This is a genomic window from Dinghuibacter sp., assembly GCF_035492835.1.
GTDB lineage: Bacteria > Bacteroidota > Bacteroidia > Chitinophagales > Chitinophagaceae > Dinghuibacter.
On record NZ_DATJIY010000114.1, the window covers coordinates 1 to 15,457 of the forward strand.

Consider the following 15,457-nt stretch of genomic DNA (forward strand, 5'->3'; position numbering starts at 1 on the left):
GCTACCGCGCGGTCGTAGACGATGGCGTTTGTCTCGAAATTTAACTCGAAGCTGCGGTTGTCCATGTTGGCGGAGCCCACCATCGCCAGCGCGTCGTCCACCACGATCGTTTTGGCGTGGACAAACCCCCGGTTATATCGGTATATCCTGACGCCACAATTGAGCAAATCCTCGTAATACGCGGAGGCGGCTTTATTCACCAGCCACGAATCCGAGTGAAGCGGCACCAGCATCCGGACGTCCTGGCCGCCCAGCGCCGCCGTACGGATGGCGTCAAAGACGGATTCGTTGGGGATGAAGTAGGGGGTAGTGATATACACGTAGGAGCGCGCGTCGTGGATGATCGCGTTCGTCGCCATCATGATCGTCGGGTTGATCGAGTCCGGACCGCTCGACGCCATCTGGACCATCGTCTGAGCCTGCACGTGCTGCCGCGGGAAAAACGCCTCGTCAAAGGCGATGTCCTGGCCGCTCGCAAACGACCAGTCGGATAAGAAAAGATATTGCAGGGAATAGACCGAGCTCCCCCGTACCATCAGGTGCGTATCGCGCCAATAGACCTTTTGACGCGCGCTGCCGCCGGAGCCGCTGCCGGCGCCAAGAGCAGGACCGCTGCCGCTGCCCTCGTTCGCCACGCTCCCGAGGGCGCCGCTGCCGATACCCCCGCCGCGCCACCGCCGCCTTGTCGCCACGTCATTGGCGTACCGATCCGAAATATTGATCCCCCCCACAAAGCCGACGCGCCCATCCACGACGATGATCTTCCGGTGGTTCCGGTAATTGAGCCGGTTGGCAAAGAACCGCACGCGATAAAACGGAAACGCCTGCACGCCCGCAGAACGCAATTCCCGCAACCACGCCCGTTTGATATCCTTGCTCCCGAAGTCGTCATAGACAAACCGCACCTCCACGCCCGAGCGCGCCTTCTCCATCAGGATCGCTTTGATCTCGTCCCCGATGACGCCGTTCTCGAAAATGTAGTACTCCATGTGGATGTGGTGCTTGGCGGCGCGGAGCGCTTTGATCACGGCCGGGAATTTCTCTTCCCCGTTGTGGAGCAGGGTCACCTCGTTGTGTAGCGTGAGCGGCGACAGGGTGTCCTTCAACAGCAGGTGAATCACATCCGCGAAGGGCTCCAGTACCGCCTCATGCTCCGAGAGGTTGTGCAGCGAACGCTGCCGTATACGCTCCCGCACCTGCTCGTACCGGCGTATATCCCGCCACAGCTTCCGGTCGTAGATCTTATTGACACGCCGGTTTTCGCCGATGATCGAATAGATGACCAGTCCTATGCCCGGTAGAAAGAACAACAACATCAGGTAACCCAGCGCCTTGGCGGGTTGTGTGGTCTGCGTGATCACCTTGATGCCCGCGAACACGGAAAGGATATACAGCAGGACCAGGAAGAGCGCCTCGAGCAGGCTCCAGTGTTCCAAAAGCCAATGACTGGCCATGGTTTTTGCAGTGAAAATACCGCAAACGCCGCGTTCACCCAAATCCGCCCGCACCGCGCATCGCCCCCGCACCGCGCGTCGCACCCCCCGCGTCACCTCCGCGCCATGCGGCGCCTGCGTCGACGCGCGACGCGCTTTTGCGTATCTTGGGGTACATGAAAAACGCCGCCTTCCTTTGCCTGCTCCTGTGCGCCTGTGCACCCGCCTGTGATACCGGTAGCGCCAGCGCGCCAGCCACCGTCCCCCGCGACCAGAGCATCACCCGCGAAAAAGCCGTCTCCGACCTTTTCCTGGACAGCACGGCCATGGAGCAATACATCGCCACCGGCAGCCTCGACACCGCCACCGCCGCCGCCATGCGAAGCTTCTACAACGCCCGCAACTACCAATACGCCTGGTTCACCCAAAAGGGACTCGACGAGTCCGGCATATCGTTTCTGGGAATGTTAAAAGGCTTTGTCCACCTCACCCGGGACAGCGCCCTTTTTGACACCACGCTGGCCCACCGGCTCGACGACACGTTGCCGGCCTCCCGCGCCAAAACGGAGCTGATGCTCACCCGCCAGTTCCTGCTGTATGCGCAGGTCGCCTACGCCGGCCGCCTGAACCCAAAGGACCTGATGTGGTATATCCCGCCGAAAAAGCTCGACCCCTTGGCGCTGCTGGACTCGCTGCTGGCGGACAGCGGCACCGGCTCACCGGGCAACAGCGCCAGTACTACGAGCCGCGACGCCCGCATGCCCGCCTGGGAGCCCATGATCCCCGGTTACCGCAAATTATACGCAGCCCTGGCGCACCTCGATAGCGAGGCCGCAAATGGCGGCTGGCCCGCAATACAGCTCGATGCCAAACGGAAGTTCAAGCGAGGGGATACCGCGGCGATACTCGCCCCGATCAGACGCCGCCTTTTCCTGCCGGACTCCTCCGCCCGGTTCGACGCGGCCCTGGATTCCGCCGTCCGGCGAGCACAACTTTCTTATGGCTTGAAACAGAACGGCGTCATCGACCATGCGTTGCTCATGGAGCTAAACGTCCCCATCGAAAACCGGATCGCCCAGGTCCTGATCAACCTCGAGCGCATGCGCTGGCTCCCCCCGATGCCCGGCCAGGACAAGATCGTCGCCAACATCCCGGAATTCAGGATACATGTCTACCGCGGCGCGGACACCCTCAACATGCCCATCGTCGTCGGCCAGGCCGCCCACCGCACTGTGATCTTCAATGACCAATTGAAGTATGTCGTCTTCAGCCCCTATTGGAACGTCCCGCCGAGCATCGTGCGCCGGGAGATACTCCCCGCCATGAAACGCAGCCCCGGCTACCTGGGGCGCAACCGCATGGAGATAACGGGTTATACGGGCGGTCTCCCCGACATCCGTCAAAAGCCCGGACCCCAAAATTCCCTTGGCCTCGTCAAATTTCTTTTTCCCAACGATTACAACATCTATTTCCACGACACGCCCGCCAAAAGCCTTTTTAGCGAAAGCGACCGCGCCTTCAGCCACGGCTGCATCCGCCTGGCCAACGCCGAAAAAATGGCTGACTTCCTGCTCGACGGCGTCCCCGGCTGGACCCCGGACAAAATCAAAAAAGCCATGCACCGCACCACCGAGTTATGGGTAACCCTTCCCAAGCCGATTCCAGTATACATTGTCTACCTCACGGCCTGGGTCGACGCCACGGGTACGGTCAATTACCGTAAAGACGTGTACGGCCATGACGCGGAGATGAAAGCGCGGCTCTTCAAATAGCGCCGACCTGAGCGCTCCAGCCAGCCCCCAGGCGGCTCAAGGGCTTATCAGGTCGTTCGGCTTCTGGTTCAGACACCGTTGCTCCATCATCGTCAGCTGACTGACATCCGGCATATATACCCGCGCCGCGCGAACGGCAGGTTCCGCATGATCTTGCTCGATAAATCGTCTATCCCGCGAGTGGGGTTGAACCCGGCATCGACGGAAAAGGGTAGGTCATCCAGGTCCGCTCTTGATTCTCCTAATTTTCGGAAATTTTAGGAGTAATTAGGAGTTACTTTTCTTTAGCCTTCAACCGGAACCGTATCGCCCCGTTCTTATCGAAATCCGACTCCACCCTGACGTCATACTGCTCGCCCCCGGCGTGGACGATCATGAGCGCCGTATTCGGCGGTATATCCCCCAGGTTATCCGCGTACAGAATGAGGTCGTTGTCCCGGTCGGGCAGGGCGGTGAGCGTGACCTTGATGGGCTGTTTCTTTAGCATTTGCCTATTGACTACCGCCTTCCCGTTGAAGTATACCGTCACCGTATCGTGGTCGATGATCCCGTCGTCGTAGAGCTCGATGTTGATCTCCGGGGATGTCAGGTCGATCGTCTGGATGATGTTTTCCGTCCGCCGGCGCACGTTGGGGGGGGGAGGGGTGATGGGGACCGCCGCCACGGCAGGCGGCGCGCTGAGGTGGTCGCCGCCGGGCTGGATTTTCAGGGCGGTCGTGTCGGCCTTCAAGGTGTGGGGCTTCGCCGCGGGCGCCTTGACGACGGGCGGTGTAGCGACGGGCGGCTTCGCCGAAGGATGCGGTTTTGCCGGAGGCTTCGCGGCCGGGCCGGCCGTCGCGGGCTTCTTCCCGGCCGGCACTCCCGGGGGCGTATTCCCCGGCTTCGGGTGCGCCGCGGTCACCGGGGGCTTCGTTGCCGCGGGCTTCTTCGCGGCCGCGCCCGGCGGTTTCGCTCCCGGCGGCGTCGCCGTCGCCGTATCCGGCGCCCCTCCCTCCGGCAGGTGCCTCCCCGGCTCCCGGGTATCCGGCGCCTTCGGCGTTTTCAGCGAAGCCAGCACCCGCCGGACCAGCACCGTACTCCCAAACCCGCACCCGCGGATGTCGTATCCCGGCGCCGGTTTCCACTTCCCCTCCAGGCTTTCGCCGTCGGGTCCTTTGAAATACTGGAGCACGTGCGTCTGGAGACAGTCGCTTTCGTCGGGTGGCGTATGCCCCTTGATCCGGGCCGTCTCCGTGACCGTAACGGTTTTCGTAGAACGGTCGATGGACCCGGTGATCGTGCAGATCGTAAACCAGCGTTGATCGCGCTCGTAAAAGTAGGTATAGGAATATCCGGAAATGACGCCGGGTGAGGTCTCCTCGATCTCCAGCACATATTCGCTGGTCTCCGGAGAATGAAAGGCGCTGAACGTCCCTTTCCACTGACCCTCGAAACGCTGCGCCCTGGCGGCGCACATCCATAACAAAGCAAGGGAACAAAAAACGAACCTCATATGCATTGACGCCAAAGCGCGCCCCAACGAAAATTACCGCTTTGGCGCCAACTTCGCTCATTATAATTCGTTAATTTTGCAGACTCGTATGATTCAAATAACATTTCCGGACGGCAAAGTCCGTCCGTATGAAAACGGAGTAACGGCACTGGAAATAGCCAAATCGATCTCGGAAGGACTCGCCAAAAAGGTGTTGGCCGCGAACGTCAATGGACAGGTATGGGACGCCACCCGCCCCATCCCCGAGGACGCCACGATCAAGCTGCTCACCTGGGACGACCAGGACGGCAAGTCCACCTTCTGGCACAGTTCGGCCCACCTCCTGGCGGAAGCCGTGGAGTCCCTTTACCCGGGCGCCAAGTTCTGGGTGGGTCCACCCGTGGACAACGGTTTCTATTACGACATGGACCTGGGCGACCGTAAGCTTACCGAAGAGGACCTCCACAAGCTGGAGGTCAAGATGGCGGAGCTTGCCAGGCAAAACAACGCCTACAAACGCGAGGAGATAACCAAGGCCGACGCCGTCAAATATTTCAGCGACAAGGGCGACGAATACAAGCTCGATCTCCTGGCGGGATTGAACGACGGCTCCATCACCTTTTATTCCCAGGGCGCCTTTACCGACCTCTGCCGGGGGCCGCACATCCCCGCCACCGGGCCCATCAAGGCGATCAAGCTGACCAGCATCGCCGGCGCCTATTGGAAGGGCAACGAGAAGAACAAACAGCTGACCCGCGTCTACGGCGTCACCTTCCCCCAGCAAAAGGACCTCGACGAATACCTGGCCCTGCTGGAGGAGCAAAAGAAACGCGACCACCGCAAGCTCGGCAAGGAGCTCAGCATATTCACCTTCGACGACGACATCGGCCCCGGCCTGGTGCTCTGGATGCCCAACGGCACCGTCATCATCGAGGAACTGGAGAAGCTGGCGAAGGAAACCGAGCTCAAAGGCGGCTACAAACGCGTCGTGACCCCCCACATCGCCAAGGAAAACCTGTACCTGACCAGCGGCCACCTGCCTTACTACAAGGACAGCATGTTCCCCCCGATGGAGATGGATGGGGTTACCTATTATCTCAAGTCGATGAACTGCCCGCATCACCACAAGATATTCGCGGCGGAGCCCAAGAGCTATAAGGACCTGCCGCTGCGGCTGGCGGAGTACGGCACCTGCTACCGCTATGAACAAAGCGGGGAGCTGTTCGGCCTGATGCGCGTGCGCTGTCTCCACATGAACGACGCCCACATCTACTGCTCCCGGGAGCAGTTCGCCGACGAGTTCAAGGCGGTCAACCAGATGTACCTGAAGTACTTCAAGCTCTTCGGTATCGACAAATATGTGATGCGGCTGTCGCTCCACGACCCCGCCAAGCTCGGCCAGAAATACATCAATTCCCCCGAGCTATGGCTCGAAACCGAAGCCATGGTGCGGCAGGCCCTCCTGGATAGCGGCACCCCCTTCGTGGAAGTCCCGGACGAAGCCGCCTTTTATGGCCCCAAGATCGACGTCCAGATATGGTCTACGATCGGGCGGGAGTTCACCCTGGCCACCAATCAGGTCGATTTCGCCCAGGGACCGCGTTTTGGCCTGGAATACACGACCCGCGACAACCGGACCGAAACCCCGCTCATCATCCACCGGGCGCCCCTGGGGACACACGAGCGGTTTATCGGCTTCCTGCTGGAGCACTACGCCGGGAAGTTCCCCGTCTGGCTGGCCCCCATCCAGGTTAAAGTGCTGCCGATCAGCGATAAGTTCCTGGATTACGCCCGAAAAGTGGAAGCCGCTTTCCTGGAAGCCGGCGTCCGCGCCGAGGTCGACGACCGGAGCGAAAAGATCGGGAAGAAGATCCGTGACACAGAGCTCCTGAAGATACCCTACATGGTTGTCCTGGGGGAAAAAGAGGAAGCCGCCGGGGCCGTTTCGATCCGCCGGCAGGGCAAGGGCGACCTGGGCAGCCAGCCCCTGGATACCTTCGTTCATTCCGTGGTGGAAGAAGCAAGACTCCGAGTTTCGGAAAATTAAAGTAGATTTGAGCAAAGTTAGAATTTTTAAAAAACTGTTTTTCGTTTAATGGCATTACCGCACAGAGGAAGATTCAATGGTCCGTTTGTCAGGAGACAAGTGGAACCGGAACATCGCATCAACGACCGCATCAGGGTCCCCCAAGTCAGGCTTGTGGGAGACAATGTACAAGTAGGTATCTATCCTACGGATCAGGCCAGGAGAATGGCTTTCGAGCAAGGTCTCGACCTGGTGGAAATCTCTCCGACAGCCGATCCCCCTGTTTGCAAGATCATCGACTATAACAAGTTCCTTTACGAGAAGAAGCGGAAGGAAAAGGAAATGAAGGCCAAAAGCAAGGCCTCCGAGGTAAAGGAAGTCCGCTTCACGCCCAATACCGACGACCACGACTTTGAATTCAAGGTCAAGCACGCCTTGAAATTCCTCGAAGAAGGCAACAAGGTCAAGTCGTACGTCCAGTTCAAGGGACGCGCCATCATGTTTAAGGAACGGGGCGAGCTCATCCTGCTCAAGTTCGCCGAACGCCTCTCGGAGCACGGCGTCCTGGAGGGCATGCCCAAGATGGAGGGCAAGCGCATGCTCGTCATGTTCGCCCCCAAGCCCGCCAGCGCAAAAAAGAAGAAAGAGGGCGCGTAATACGCTCCGCAAAACCATATCACTCCAAGCCCCCGGCCCCGCCGCGGGGCTTTTGTTTTTCCGTATTTGGAAACAAATTTATTTGGAATGATCGTTCCCGAATGCTTACCTTTGCGGAACGAACGTTCCAGTATGGGTGGCCACCCGACTTCCTTTTCAAAAACAAAAAGAAAAACATGACCAAATTGAAAGACAAAGTCGCTGTTATAACCGGGGGCAACAGCGGCATCGGTCTTGCGACCGCCAGGGAGTTCCTCGCACAGGGAGCGAAGGTCGTCATCACCGGGCGCAGGAAGGCCGCCATCGACGAAGCCGTCCGGGAGCTGGGCGACGGCGCCACGGGCGTGCTCGCCGATACCGCCGACCTGCAGCAAATCGACGCGCTGGTGGAAAAAGTCAAGGCGTTATACAACAAGGTGGACGTCCTGTTCATCAATGCAGGCATCGGCCAGTTCTTCCCCATCGAATACGCAACGGAGCAGCAGTTCGACCAGATAATGAACGTGAATTACAAGGGCGCCTATTTTACGCTGAGTAAATTCCTGCCCCTGCTCGAGGACGGTGCTTCCGTCATCCTGTTGTCCTCTATCAGCGCCACCAGCGGCATGGCCAATTCTTCCGTCTACGGGGGAAGCAAGGCGGCTTTGAACTCACTGGCAAAAGTCGCTTCCATCGAGCTCGCTCCCCGGAAGATCCGGGTGAATTCGGTGAGCCCCGGCCCCATCGATACGCCGATAATGGGAAAGACGGGCCTGGACGCATCCGCCATCGAGCAATTCGCCGGCGCCATGCGAGAGCAGGTTCCCCTCAAACGCTTTGGCATCTCATCGGAGGTGGCCAAGCTGGTTACCTTCCTGGCAAGTGACGAAGCGGCATTCATTACAGGCTCCGACTATGTCATCGACGGGGGGATCATCGTAAATGCCGTCCTGTAGCCGGTAAGCTGTTGTCTATTTATTGAATACCTTTACAGGACAAACCTGTAAAGGTATTTTGCTATGCCACGGTCAAAGGAATTCGATACAGACGAGGTGCTGAAAAAGGCGATCGACCTTTTTTGGGACAAGGGCTATAACGGCTGCTCGATGCAGGACATCGTTGAAGAGCTTGGCCTCAGCAGGTCGAGCATTTATGAGACCTTTGGCGACAAGCGCACCCTGTTCATCGAGGCGTTGAAGAAATACGAGCGCGAGGGTCTCGACGCCTTATCAAGCCGATTGGATTCAGCCCCCGATGTATGGAAAGCGTTCCAGCAAATTCTCCGGTCCAACCTCCCGGGTAACCCGGATTCCTGTGCGCTGAAGGGTTGTTTCATGGTGAACAGCGCCATGGAGCTGGCCACGCACGACCCCGAAATCGCATCGATTGTAAAGGAGAACCAGGTCGAGGTGGAAAGGGTATTTCTTAAAGCTGTCGAAAGAGGACAACGCACCGGTCAAATCAATAACGAGCTTCCCCCCCGGGCGATCGCCCGTTTTTTACGCACCAGCTCTTCCGGCGTCCGTGTAGCGTCCCGGTCCGGCGACGACGAGCAAACGCTGGGAGATATTATAACGGTAACCCTCGCCGCCATCGCGCCGCGCCCGCTGCGTCATTAGAGCCTAAACAGGCCTTGTATGGCCGTCGCCGCGTACGATCCACTTATAGCTCGTCAGCGCGTCCAGCCCCATGGGTCCGCGCGCGTGCAGCTTCTGCGTACTGATCCCGATCTCGGCGCCCAGCCCGAACTCCGCCCCATCGGTGAATGCCGTCGACGTATTCACGTACACCGCCGCCGCGTCGACCGCATGCACAAACCGCTCCGCGTGGGCCGCATCCTCCGTAAGGATCGCTTCGCTATGCCCCGAGCTATACTTCCGGATGTGCTTCAATGCCTCCCCGAGGCTGTCCACCACCTTCACCGCCATCGTCATCGACAGGAACTCCGTTCCGAAGTCCGCGTCCACCGCCGGCTTCAGCAACCGCTCCGGATACCGCCCGCTCAGCGCCTCCAGCGCCCGCGGGTCGACCCGCAGCTCGACGCCCGCCGTGTCCAGCGGCGCCACCAGCTCCGGCAGCACGCCCAGCAAACCCGAATGCACGAGCAGACAATCGAGCGCGTTGCACACGCTCACCCGCCGCGTCTTTGCGTTTAGCACGACCGCCGCCGCCTTGGAGACATCCGCGGTCAAATCCACGTAAGTGTGCACCACGCCCGCCCCCGTCTCTATAACCGGTACCCGCGCATTGTCGCGCACATAATTGATCAATTGCTGGCTCCCGCGCGGTATCACCACATCCACCCAGCCCACCGCCTGCAACAGCGCCGTCGTCGACGAGCGGTCCGCCGGTAACAATTGTACCACGTCGGAAGAAATCCCGAACCGCCCGAGCACGCCGTGGATAACCGAGACCACCGCACGGTTCGATGCATCCGCGTCGCTGCCGCCCTTTAGAACCGCCACGTTCCCCGTTTTGAAACAAAGCGAAAAAGCATCCGCCGTGACGTTCGGCCGCGCCTCATAGATCATCCCCACCACCCCCAGCGGCACCGCCACGCGGCTTATGGTAAGCCCGTTGTTCAACGTCTTTTCCTCCAGCTGCCTCCCGAGCGGGGAGGGTAGGGTAGCCACCTTTTCCATATCCGCTGCGATCCCGCGGATACGCCCCTCCGTTAGTTGGAGCCGGTCATACTTAGGATCTTCCTTGTCCATCCGCGCCAGATCCCGCCCATTGGCCTCCAGCAACACCGGGGTCGCCGCGACCAGCGCCGCGGCCGCGGCCTTCAGGACCTCGTCCACCTCCTGCGCATCCACGGCATGCAATTCCATGGTCGCGTTCCGCGCGCGCTCAAACGCTGCCGCCGCGCCTTCGGCGCGGCCGCCAGTCACTCGCTCCTCGCCACTCCCGGCTGAATCCCTCTCTTGTTCCATCGAAACCTTATTGCTGAATATAAAGATAGTCGTAATGCACCAGCGCCTGCTGGTCACGCTTCCCCATCACCCCCCTTGCCGTCTCCGACCCATACCGCGCCAGACCGATCCCTATGACCCGGCCGGACGCATCGACGATCTCGATGACATCGTTGCGGCCGAACTCCCCGTGGATCCGTACGATCCCCACCGGCAGCAGGCTGGAAGCCTTCGACCCCAGGAGCGCCGCGCGGGCGCCTTCGTTGATCTCGACCTGGCCCTTGACAGACAGTCCGGCGTGAGCGATCCAGCGCTTCTGACCCGACGACCGGCGGAGCGGCAGGAAGTGGGTGTGCGGAACGGTCCCGGCCAGCACCCCCGGCAAAGCGCCGTCCTTTTTGCCATTGGCCACGTGTACGCTGATCCCGAGACGGGCCGTTTTCCGGGCCATGGACGACTTGGTCAGCATCCCGCCCCGGCCGAAGTTGGACTTCTGGGTGCTGATGTACCCGGACAGGTCCGCCTGGGTAGGGGGGACCTCCGCGATCAGCGTCGACGCCGGGTCCCGCGGATCGCCGGTGTATAATCCATCCACGTTGGTCAGGATCACCAGCGCGTCCGCCCCGATCATCGACGCCAGCAACCCCGCCAGCTCGTCGTTGTCGGTGAACATCAGCTCTGAAACCGAGATCACGTCGTTCTCATTGACGACCGGTATGATCTGCTCCGCCAAAAGGATGGACAGGCAGCTCAACATGTTCTTATAGTGCGTTTTATCCCGGAAATCCTCCTTGGTTACCAGCACCTGGGCACAAACCAGCTCCCGCTCCCGGAAAAGGTCGGCGTACCGGCGGATCAGCTGGACCTGCCCCACCGCCGCCAGGAGCTGCCGGGCCGACACCTCGTCCGCCCGCTCCGGGACCCTGACCAGCGCCCGTCCCGACGCAACGGCTCCCGACGAAACCACGACGACTTCCCGCCCCTCTTTTTTCAGCGCCGCAATATCGTCCACCAGCCGTTCCATCCGTCTGGTATCCGGCAGCCCGTCGGGCCCCGTCAGCACATTGGACCCGATTTTGATCACCAATCGTTTATATTCGGTCATTTGCCCCGCAAGTTAAAAAAACGCCCCCGCCCCGGCGCAAAAACTTGAAAAAGAATTGGGAATTTCGCCCCCATTGCATACCTTTGCCGACCGAATTTCTACGAGATTCCAATTGTTTGATGCCCGAAACGTTAACAATTCATCTCACCGGTAAGCCCTTAGGAAAGGCGAGCCAATCACCGTTAAACGCTTTAGTACAATGCCCAAGGTAAAGACACACTCCCGTGCAAAGAAGACGTTCAAGATCACGGGTTCCGGCGAGATAGCCTTCGCAAAGGCCTTCAAGAGCCACCTGCTTACGAAGAAGTCCAAGAAGCGCAAGCGTTCCCTGCGTAAGGGCGCGCTCGTAAACAAGGCCAACCTGCCGTTCGTAAAGCGCCTGTTGCGCCTGCGGTAGCCACTCCTTGTCAGCGCCCCATAAGCGTTGCGATAGAAATTTATTAAAAAACGACTTTTAAAACTTATTTGATATGCCACGCTCCGTCAATGCAGTAGCATCCAGGGCCAGAAGGAAAAAGATTCTCAAGCAAGCCAAGGGCTTCTACGGCAAGCGCAAAAACGTCTATACCGTAGCCAAAAACGTCCTGGAAAAGGGCCTGCAATACCGCTACGTCGGCCGTAAGCTGAAAAAGCGCGAGTACCGCGCCCTCTGGATCGCCCGTATCAACGCCGCCGTCCGCGAGCAGGGTATGAGCTACTCCGTGTTCATCAACAGGCTCAGCAAAAAGGGCATTACCCTCGACCGTAAGGTCCTTGCCGACCTGGCCATGAACGAGCCCGCCTCCTTCAAAAGCCTGGTGGATTCCGTAAAATAGACGTGCCGGGAAAAAGATATAGCGGCTGCCCTCGCGGGCGGCCGTTTTTTTTGCCCCCGGGAACGTCTCCTCCGCGAAAAAAAACACGCACCGCGCGCTGGAACCCCGAAAAATTCTACTTTTGTTCCAAATTTTTCTAACCCAAGCCCCAAAAGCGCGCAACAGTCAATGAACAACACATACACCGACCTGGTGCATCAAACGTTCAACTTCCCCCAGGAAGACTTTAAGATTTCGGATGACTACCTCCAGTACAATGACGTCGATCTGAAAGCATTGATTGATAAATACGGCACACCGTTAAAGGTGACCTACCTTCCCAAGATCGGGCAACAGATCGGGAAAGCCAAGAAATGGTTCGAGAACGCCTTCAGGCGCCACAAATACGAGGGCAAGTACCACTACTGCTATTGTACGAAGAGCTCCCACTTCTCGTTTGTCGTGGAAGAAGCCCTCAAGCACGACATCCACCTGGAGACCTCCTACGCCTACGATATTGAGATCATCAACCGGCTATACGAACGGCGCAAGATTAACAAAGACATCTTTATTATTTGTAACGGCTTTAAGCAAAGGGCCTATACCTCGCGCATCGCCAAGCTGATCAACAGCGGTTTCAAGAACGTAATTCCCATCCTCGACAACAAAGAGGAGCTGGAAATGTACAAACGCTCTGTCAAGGCCCCCTTCAAGCTGGGCATCCGTGTGGCCGCGGAAGAAGAGCCGTCCTTCCCGTTTTATACCTCGCGGCTGGGGATACGGGCCCGCGACATCCTCGAATTCTACGTGGACAAGATCGAAGGCTACGAGGACAAGTTCCAGCTGAAGATGCTCCACATCTTCCTCAACAAGGGGATCAAGGACGACATCTATTACTGGTCGGAGCTCAATAAGATCGCCAACCTCTACTGCCAGCTCAAAAAGATCTGCCCCGAGCTCGACTCCATCAACATTGGCGGCGGCTTCCCGATCAAGCACTCCCTGGCCTTCGAATACGACTACCAGTTCATGATTAACGAGATCGTCTCCACGATAAAAAAGGCGTGTAAAAGGGCGAAGGTCCCCGTACCGAACATTTTCACCGAATTCGGCAGCTTTACCGTCGGCGAAAGCATGGCCCACATCTACAGCGTCATCGGCGAAAAGACCCAGAACGACCGCGAGATCTGGTACATGATCGACTCCAGCTTCATCACCACCCTCCCCGATACCTGGGGCATCGGTGAAAAATTCCTGATGCTCCCCATCAACAAGTGGAAGAACGAATACCAACGCGTGGTGCTGGGAGGCATCACCTGCGACAGCCACGATTACTACGACTCCGAGGAGCACATCAACGAGGTGTTCCTCCCGAAGGTCAACGGTGACAAGGAGCCCCTGTACGTGGGTTTTTTCCACACCGGCGCCTACCAGGACCAGATCAGCGGCTATGGCGGCATCAAGCACTGCCTGATCCCGTCGCCCAAGCACATCATCGTGGGTTATGACAAAAGCGGGAAACTCGTGGATTGGGTCTACGCCAAGGAGCAGTCGGCTCAAAGCATGTTGAAGATCCTCGGATACTACTAGGCCGCGGCCCGGGCCTCCTTTATCGCGGCTCCAAAATCCACGTCTCGCGGATGCGATACCGCTGCACCAGCGGCACCGACGGCACTTCTGCGCCCTTGCGCTTCAGGAGTGTGCGGCTGCGCAACCGGTCCACGTCCGGCCCCGCCTTGTAGGCCAATCTCAGCCCGCAGCTCCGGAAAAAGGCCTCCGCCTGCTCAAAGCTCTCGAATTTATTTTCGTTGACCCGGTGATCCGACAGGAACTTGGAAATCTCCGGCGTCACTTCCGACATCGCGGCAACCTCGTTTTCGTATTTACGGATGTATATATCCGCCGTAATCCAGTACCCGCCGCGTTCGCGTAACAACTCCCTTACGATCGCGCACAACCGCTTTTTCTCCGGCTCGTCCAGGTACACCAGCAATCCCTCGTTCACGATCGCCAGCGGCCCCGGCGGAAACCGCCGCACGAGCGCCCGGAAAGCCTCCTCGTCGAGCACGTTCAGCGGCTTCATGAGCAGCTGCCCCACCGGCGCCTCCGGCAACGTCCGCATCAGCGGCTGCAGCAAGGCGCCCTTCGCCTCGATCACCTCCGGCAGGTCCGTATCTATATAAAACTTATCCAGATACCGTACATGGTCCAGCCCCCGGAATGAAAACCCCGACGACATCTCCAGCACGTTTGACAACCCGATCATCTCCAGCGCCGCGTCGATCGACCAATACCGCACGTCGAAGTGCATCAGCCGCTTCAGGAAATTCACGGTTACCCGCTCATCCTCCTCCCCCGGCAAATTCGTGTCCCCAAACACCAGTCCCGCCGCCTCCCGCGCAAACGGAATATCCGTCAACGCCTTCATCCATAAGAGCGTCTTCGCCGACGGGCTGATCGTACTATAGTCTTTCGTGATGGCTGCCATGCGATCCTAAATATACCAATTCCCGAGCCAATCGCCCCCAATTAGTACCTTCACATGACAATGCCTCACTGCTACATCATCGCCGGCCCCAACGGCGCCGGCAAAACGACGGCGAGCCTCACCATCCTCCCCGAAATCCTCGATTGCCGCGAGTTCGTCAACGCCGATGCCATAGCCGCCGGCCTCTCCCCGCTTGACCCCGACTCCATGGCGCTCAAAGCCGGCCGCCTGATGCTCGAACGCATCGACCGCCTCATCGCCGCCGGGTCGGATTTTGCATTCGAAACGACGCTCGCGACCCGCAGTTATGTACAATTAATCCGTACGGCTCAGCAGAAAGGGTACTGGGTAACCTTGCTATACTTTTGGTTGAGTTCTCCCGAGTTTGCAAGACGCCGGGTCATGGATCGGGTTCGGAAAGGGGGACATCACATACCTGATGACATTGTGGGACGCCGTTTTTATCGTGGAATTACCAATTTATGCCGGCTTTATATGGGTTCATGCGACGACTGGGCCATTTTTGACAATCGGACTAAGGACTCTAAAATCGTGGCCGTTGGCGGCAAAGATGTTGCCGGGATGATAGTAAATCGCGATATTTACAATACAATATTGCTACAAAGCAAACATGACGACAAATAAAAGAGACGATATTATTCAGCTTGCGGAAAAAATAAATGTCGGTATCCACAAGGCCGTCAGGAAGCTAATTGAGCGGGAAGCCGCGCTCGGAGGCAACTTAGTAGTCGGAGACGATGATGGCTTCAAAACCGTCCCCGCCAAGGACGTCCTGCGCGAGCTGAACGAAGAAGCCGCA

General features: G+C 58.6%; 15 protein-coding genes. 10 read left to right on the plus strand and 5 right to left on the minus strand.

Annotated features, from left to right (window positions below; all coding sequences use genetic code 11):
- Positions 1-1,454, minus strand: a 1,454-nt coding sequence (locus tag VL547_RS10825; RefSeq protein ID WP_325577683.1) for a phospholipase D-like domain-containing protein, incomplete at its 3' end; no start/stop codon positions are given.
- 155 nt (positions 1,455-1,609) lie between these two features.
- Here VL547_RS10825 and VL547_RS10830 point away from each other — a divergent pair.
- On the plus strand, positions 1,610-3,205 hold the full coding sequence (locus VL547_RS10830; protein WP_325577684.1) for a L,D-transpeptidase family protein: 1,596 nt from the start codon (positions 1,610-1,612) through the stop codon (positions 3,203-3,205).
- Positions 3,206-3,479: 274 nt separating this feature from the next.
- On the opposite strand, the gene VL547_RS10835 is transcribed toward VL547_RS10830, so the two are convergent.
- Positions 3,480-4,697 (minus strand): hypothetical protein, encoded by a 1,218-nt coding sequence (locus VL547_RS10835; RefSeq protein ID WP_325577685.1) that lies wholly within the window; start codon positions 4,695-4,697, stop codon positions 3,480-3,482.
- 88 nt (positions 4,698-4,785) lie between these two features.
- On the opposite strand from VL547_RS10835, the gene thrS reads away from it, so the two are divergent.
- The 4 genes from thrS (at position 4,786) to VL547_RS10855 (ending at position 8,957) form a co-directional block, all read left to right on the plus strand.
- On the plus strand, positions 4,786-6,723 hold the full coding sequence (thrS, locus tag VL547_RS10840) for a threonine--tRNA ligase (RefSeq protein ID WP_325577686.1): 1,938 nt from the start codon (positions 4,786-4,788) through the stop codon (positions 6,721-6,723).
- A 48-nt stretch (positions 6,724-6,771) separates the two neighbouring features.
- Positions 6,772-7,359 (plus strand): translation initiation factor IF-3, encoded by a 588-nt coding sequence (gene infC / locus VL547_RS10845; RefSeq protein ID WP_325577687.1) that lies wholly within the window; start codon positions 6,772-6,774, stop codon positions 7,357-7,359.
- Between the two features lie 176 nt (positions 7,360-7,535).
- Positions 7,536-8,294 carry an SDR family oxidoreductase gene (locus VL547_RS10850; protein ID WP_325577688.1) on the plus strand — a complete coding sequence of 253 codons (759 nt, stop codon included), beginning with the start codon at positions 7,536-7,538 and terminating at the stop codon, positions 8,292-8,294.
- Between the two features lie 63 nt (positions 8,295-8,357).
- Positions 8,358-8,957, plus strand: coding sequence for a TetR/AcrR family transcriptional regulator (locus VL547_RS10855; RefSeq protein ID WP_325577689.1), 600 nt, complete (start codon positions 8,358-8,360; stop codon positions 8,955-8,957).
- 3 nt (positions 8,958-8,960) lie between these two features.
- Here the strand turns inward: VL547_RS10855 and VL547_RS10860 are convergent, their stop codons facing one another.
- Positions 8,961-10,271, minus strand: a complete 1,311-nt coding sequence (locus tag VL547_RS10860) for a glutamate-5-semialdehyde dehydrogenase (protein ID WP_325577690.1) — start codon at positions 10,269-10,271, stop codon at positions 8,961-8,963.
- 7 nt (positions 10,272-10,278) lie between these two features.
- Complete coding sequence (proB, locus tag VL547_RS10865) at positions 10,279-11,355, minus strand: glutamate 5-kinase (RefSeq protein WP_325577691.1); 1,077 nt, start codon at positions 11,353-11,355, stop codon at positions 10,279-10,281.
- A 199-nt stretch (positions 11,356-11,554) separates the two neighbouring features.
- Between proB and rpmI the strand changes: the two genes are divergently transcribed.
- From rpmI to VL547_RS10880, 3 genes are all read left to right on the plus strand, one after another.
- Positions 11,555-11,752 carry a 50S ribosomal protein L35 gene (rpmI, locus tag VL547_RS10870; RefSeq protein WP_325577692.1) on the plus strand — a complete coding sequence of 66 codons (198 nt, stop codon included), beginning with the start codon at positions 11,555-11,557 and terminating at the stop codon, positions 11,750-11,752.
- 73 nt (positions 11,753-11,825) lie between these two features.
- Complete coding sequence (gene rplT, locus VL547_RS10875) at positions 11,826-12,170, plus strand: 50S ribosomal protein L20 (RefSeq protein WP_325577693.1); 345 nt, start codon at positions 11,826-11,828, stop codon at positions 12,168-12,170.
- A 168-nt stretch (positions 12,171-12,338) separates the two neighbouring features.
- The gene (locus tag VL547_RS10880; protein WP_325577694.1) at positions 12,339-13,739 is read left to right on the plus strand and encodes an arginine decarboxylase; all 1,401 of its coding nucleotides are present in this window, start codon (positions 12,339-12,341) and stop codon (positions 13,737-13,739) included.
- A 19-nt stretch (positions 13,740-13,758) separates the two neighbouring features.
- Here the strand turns inward: VL547_RS10880 and VL547_RS10885 are convergent, their stop codons facing one another.
- Complete coding sequence (locus VL547_RS10885; RefSeq protein WP_325577695.1) at positions 13,759-14,637, minus strand: hypothetical protein; 879 nt, start codon at positions 14,635-14,637, stop codon at positions 13,759-13,761.
- Between the two features lie 60 nt (positions 14,638-14,697).
- On the opposite strand from VL547_RS10885, the gene VL547_RS10890 reads away from it, so the two are divergent.
- The gene (locus VL547_RS10890; RefSeq protein WP_325577696.1) at positions 14,698-15,282 is read left to right on the plus strand and encodes a zeta toxin family protein; all 585 of its coding nucleotides are present in this window, start codon (positions 14,698-14,700) and stop codon (positions 15,280-15,282) included.
- Positions 15,269-15,457 (plus strand): hypothetical protein (locus VL547_RS10895; protein ID WP_325577697.1); only part of this gene is annotated, 189 nt, incomplete at its 3' end. The genes VL547_RS10890 and VL547_RS10895, both read left to right, overlap by 14 nt.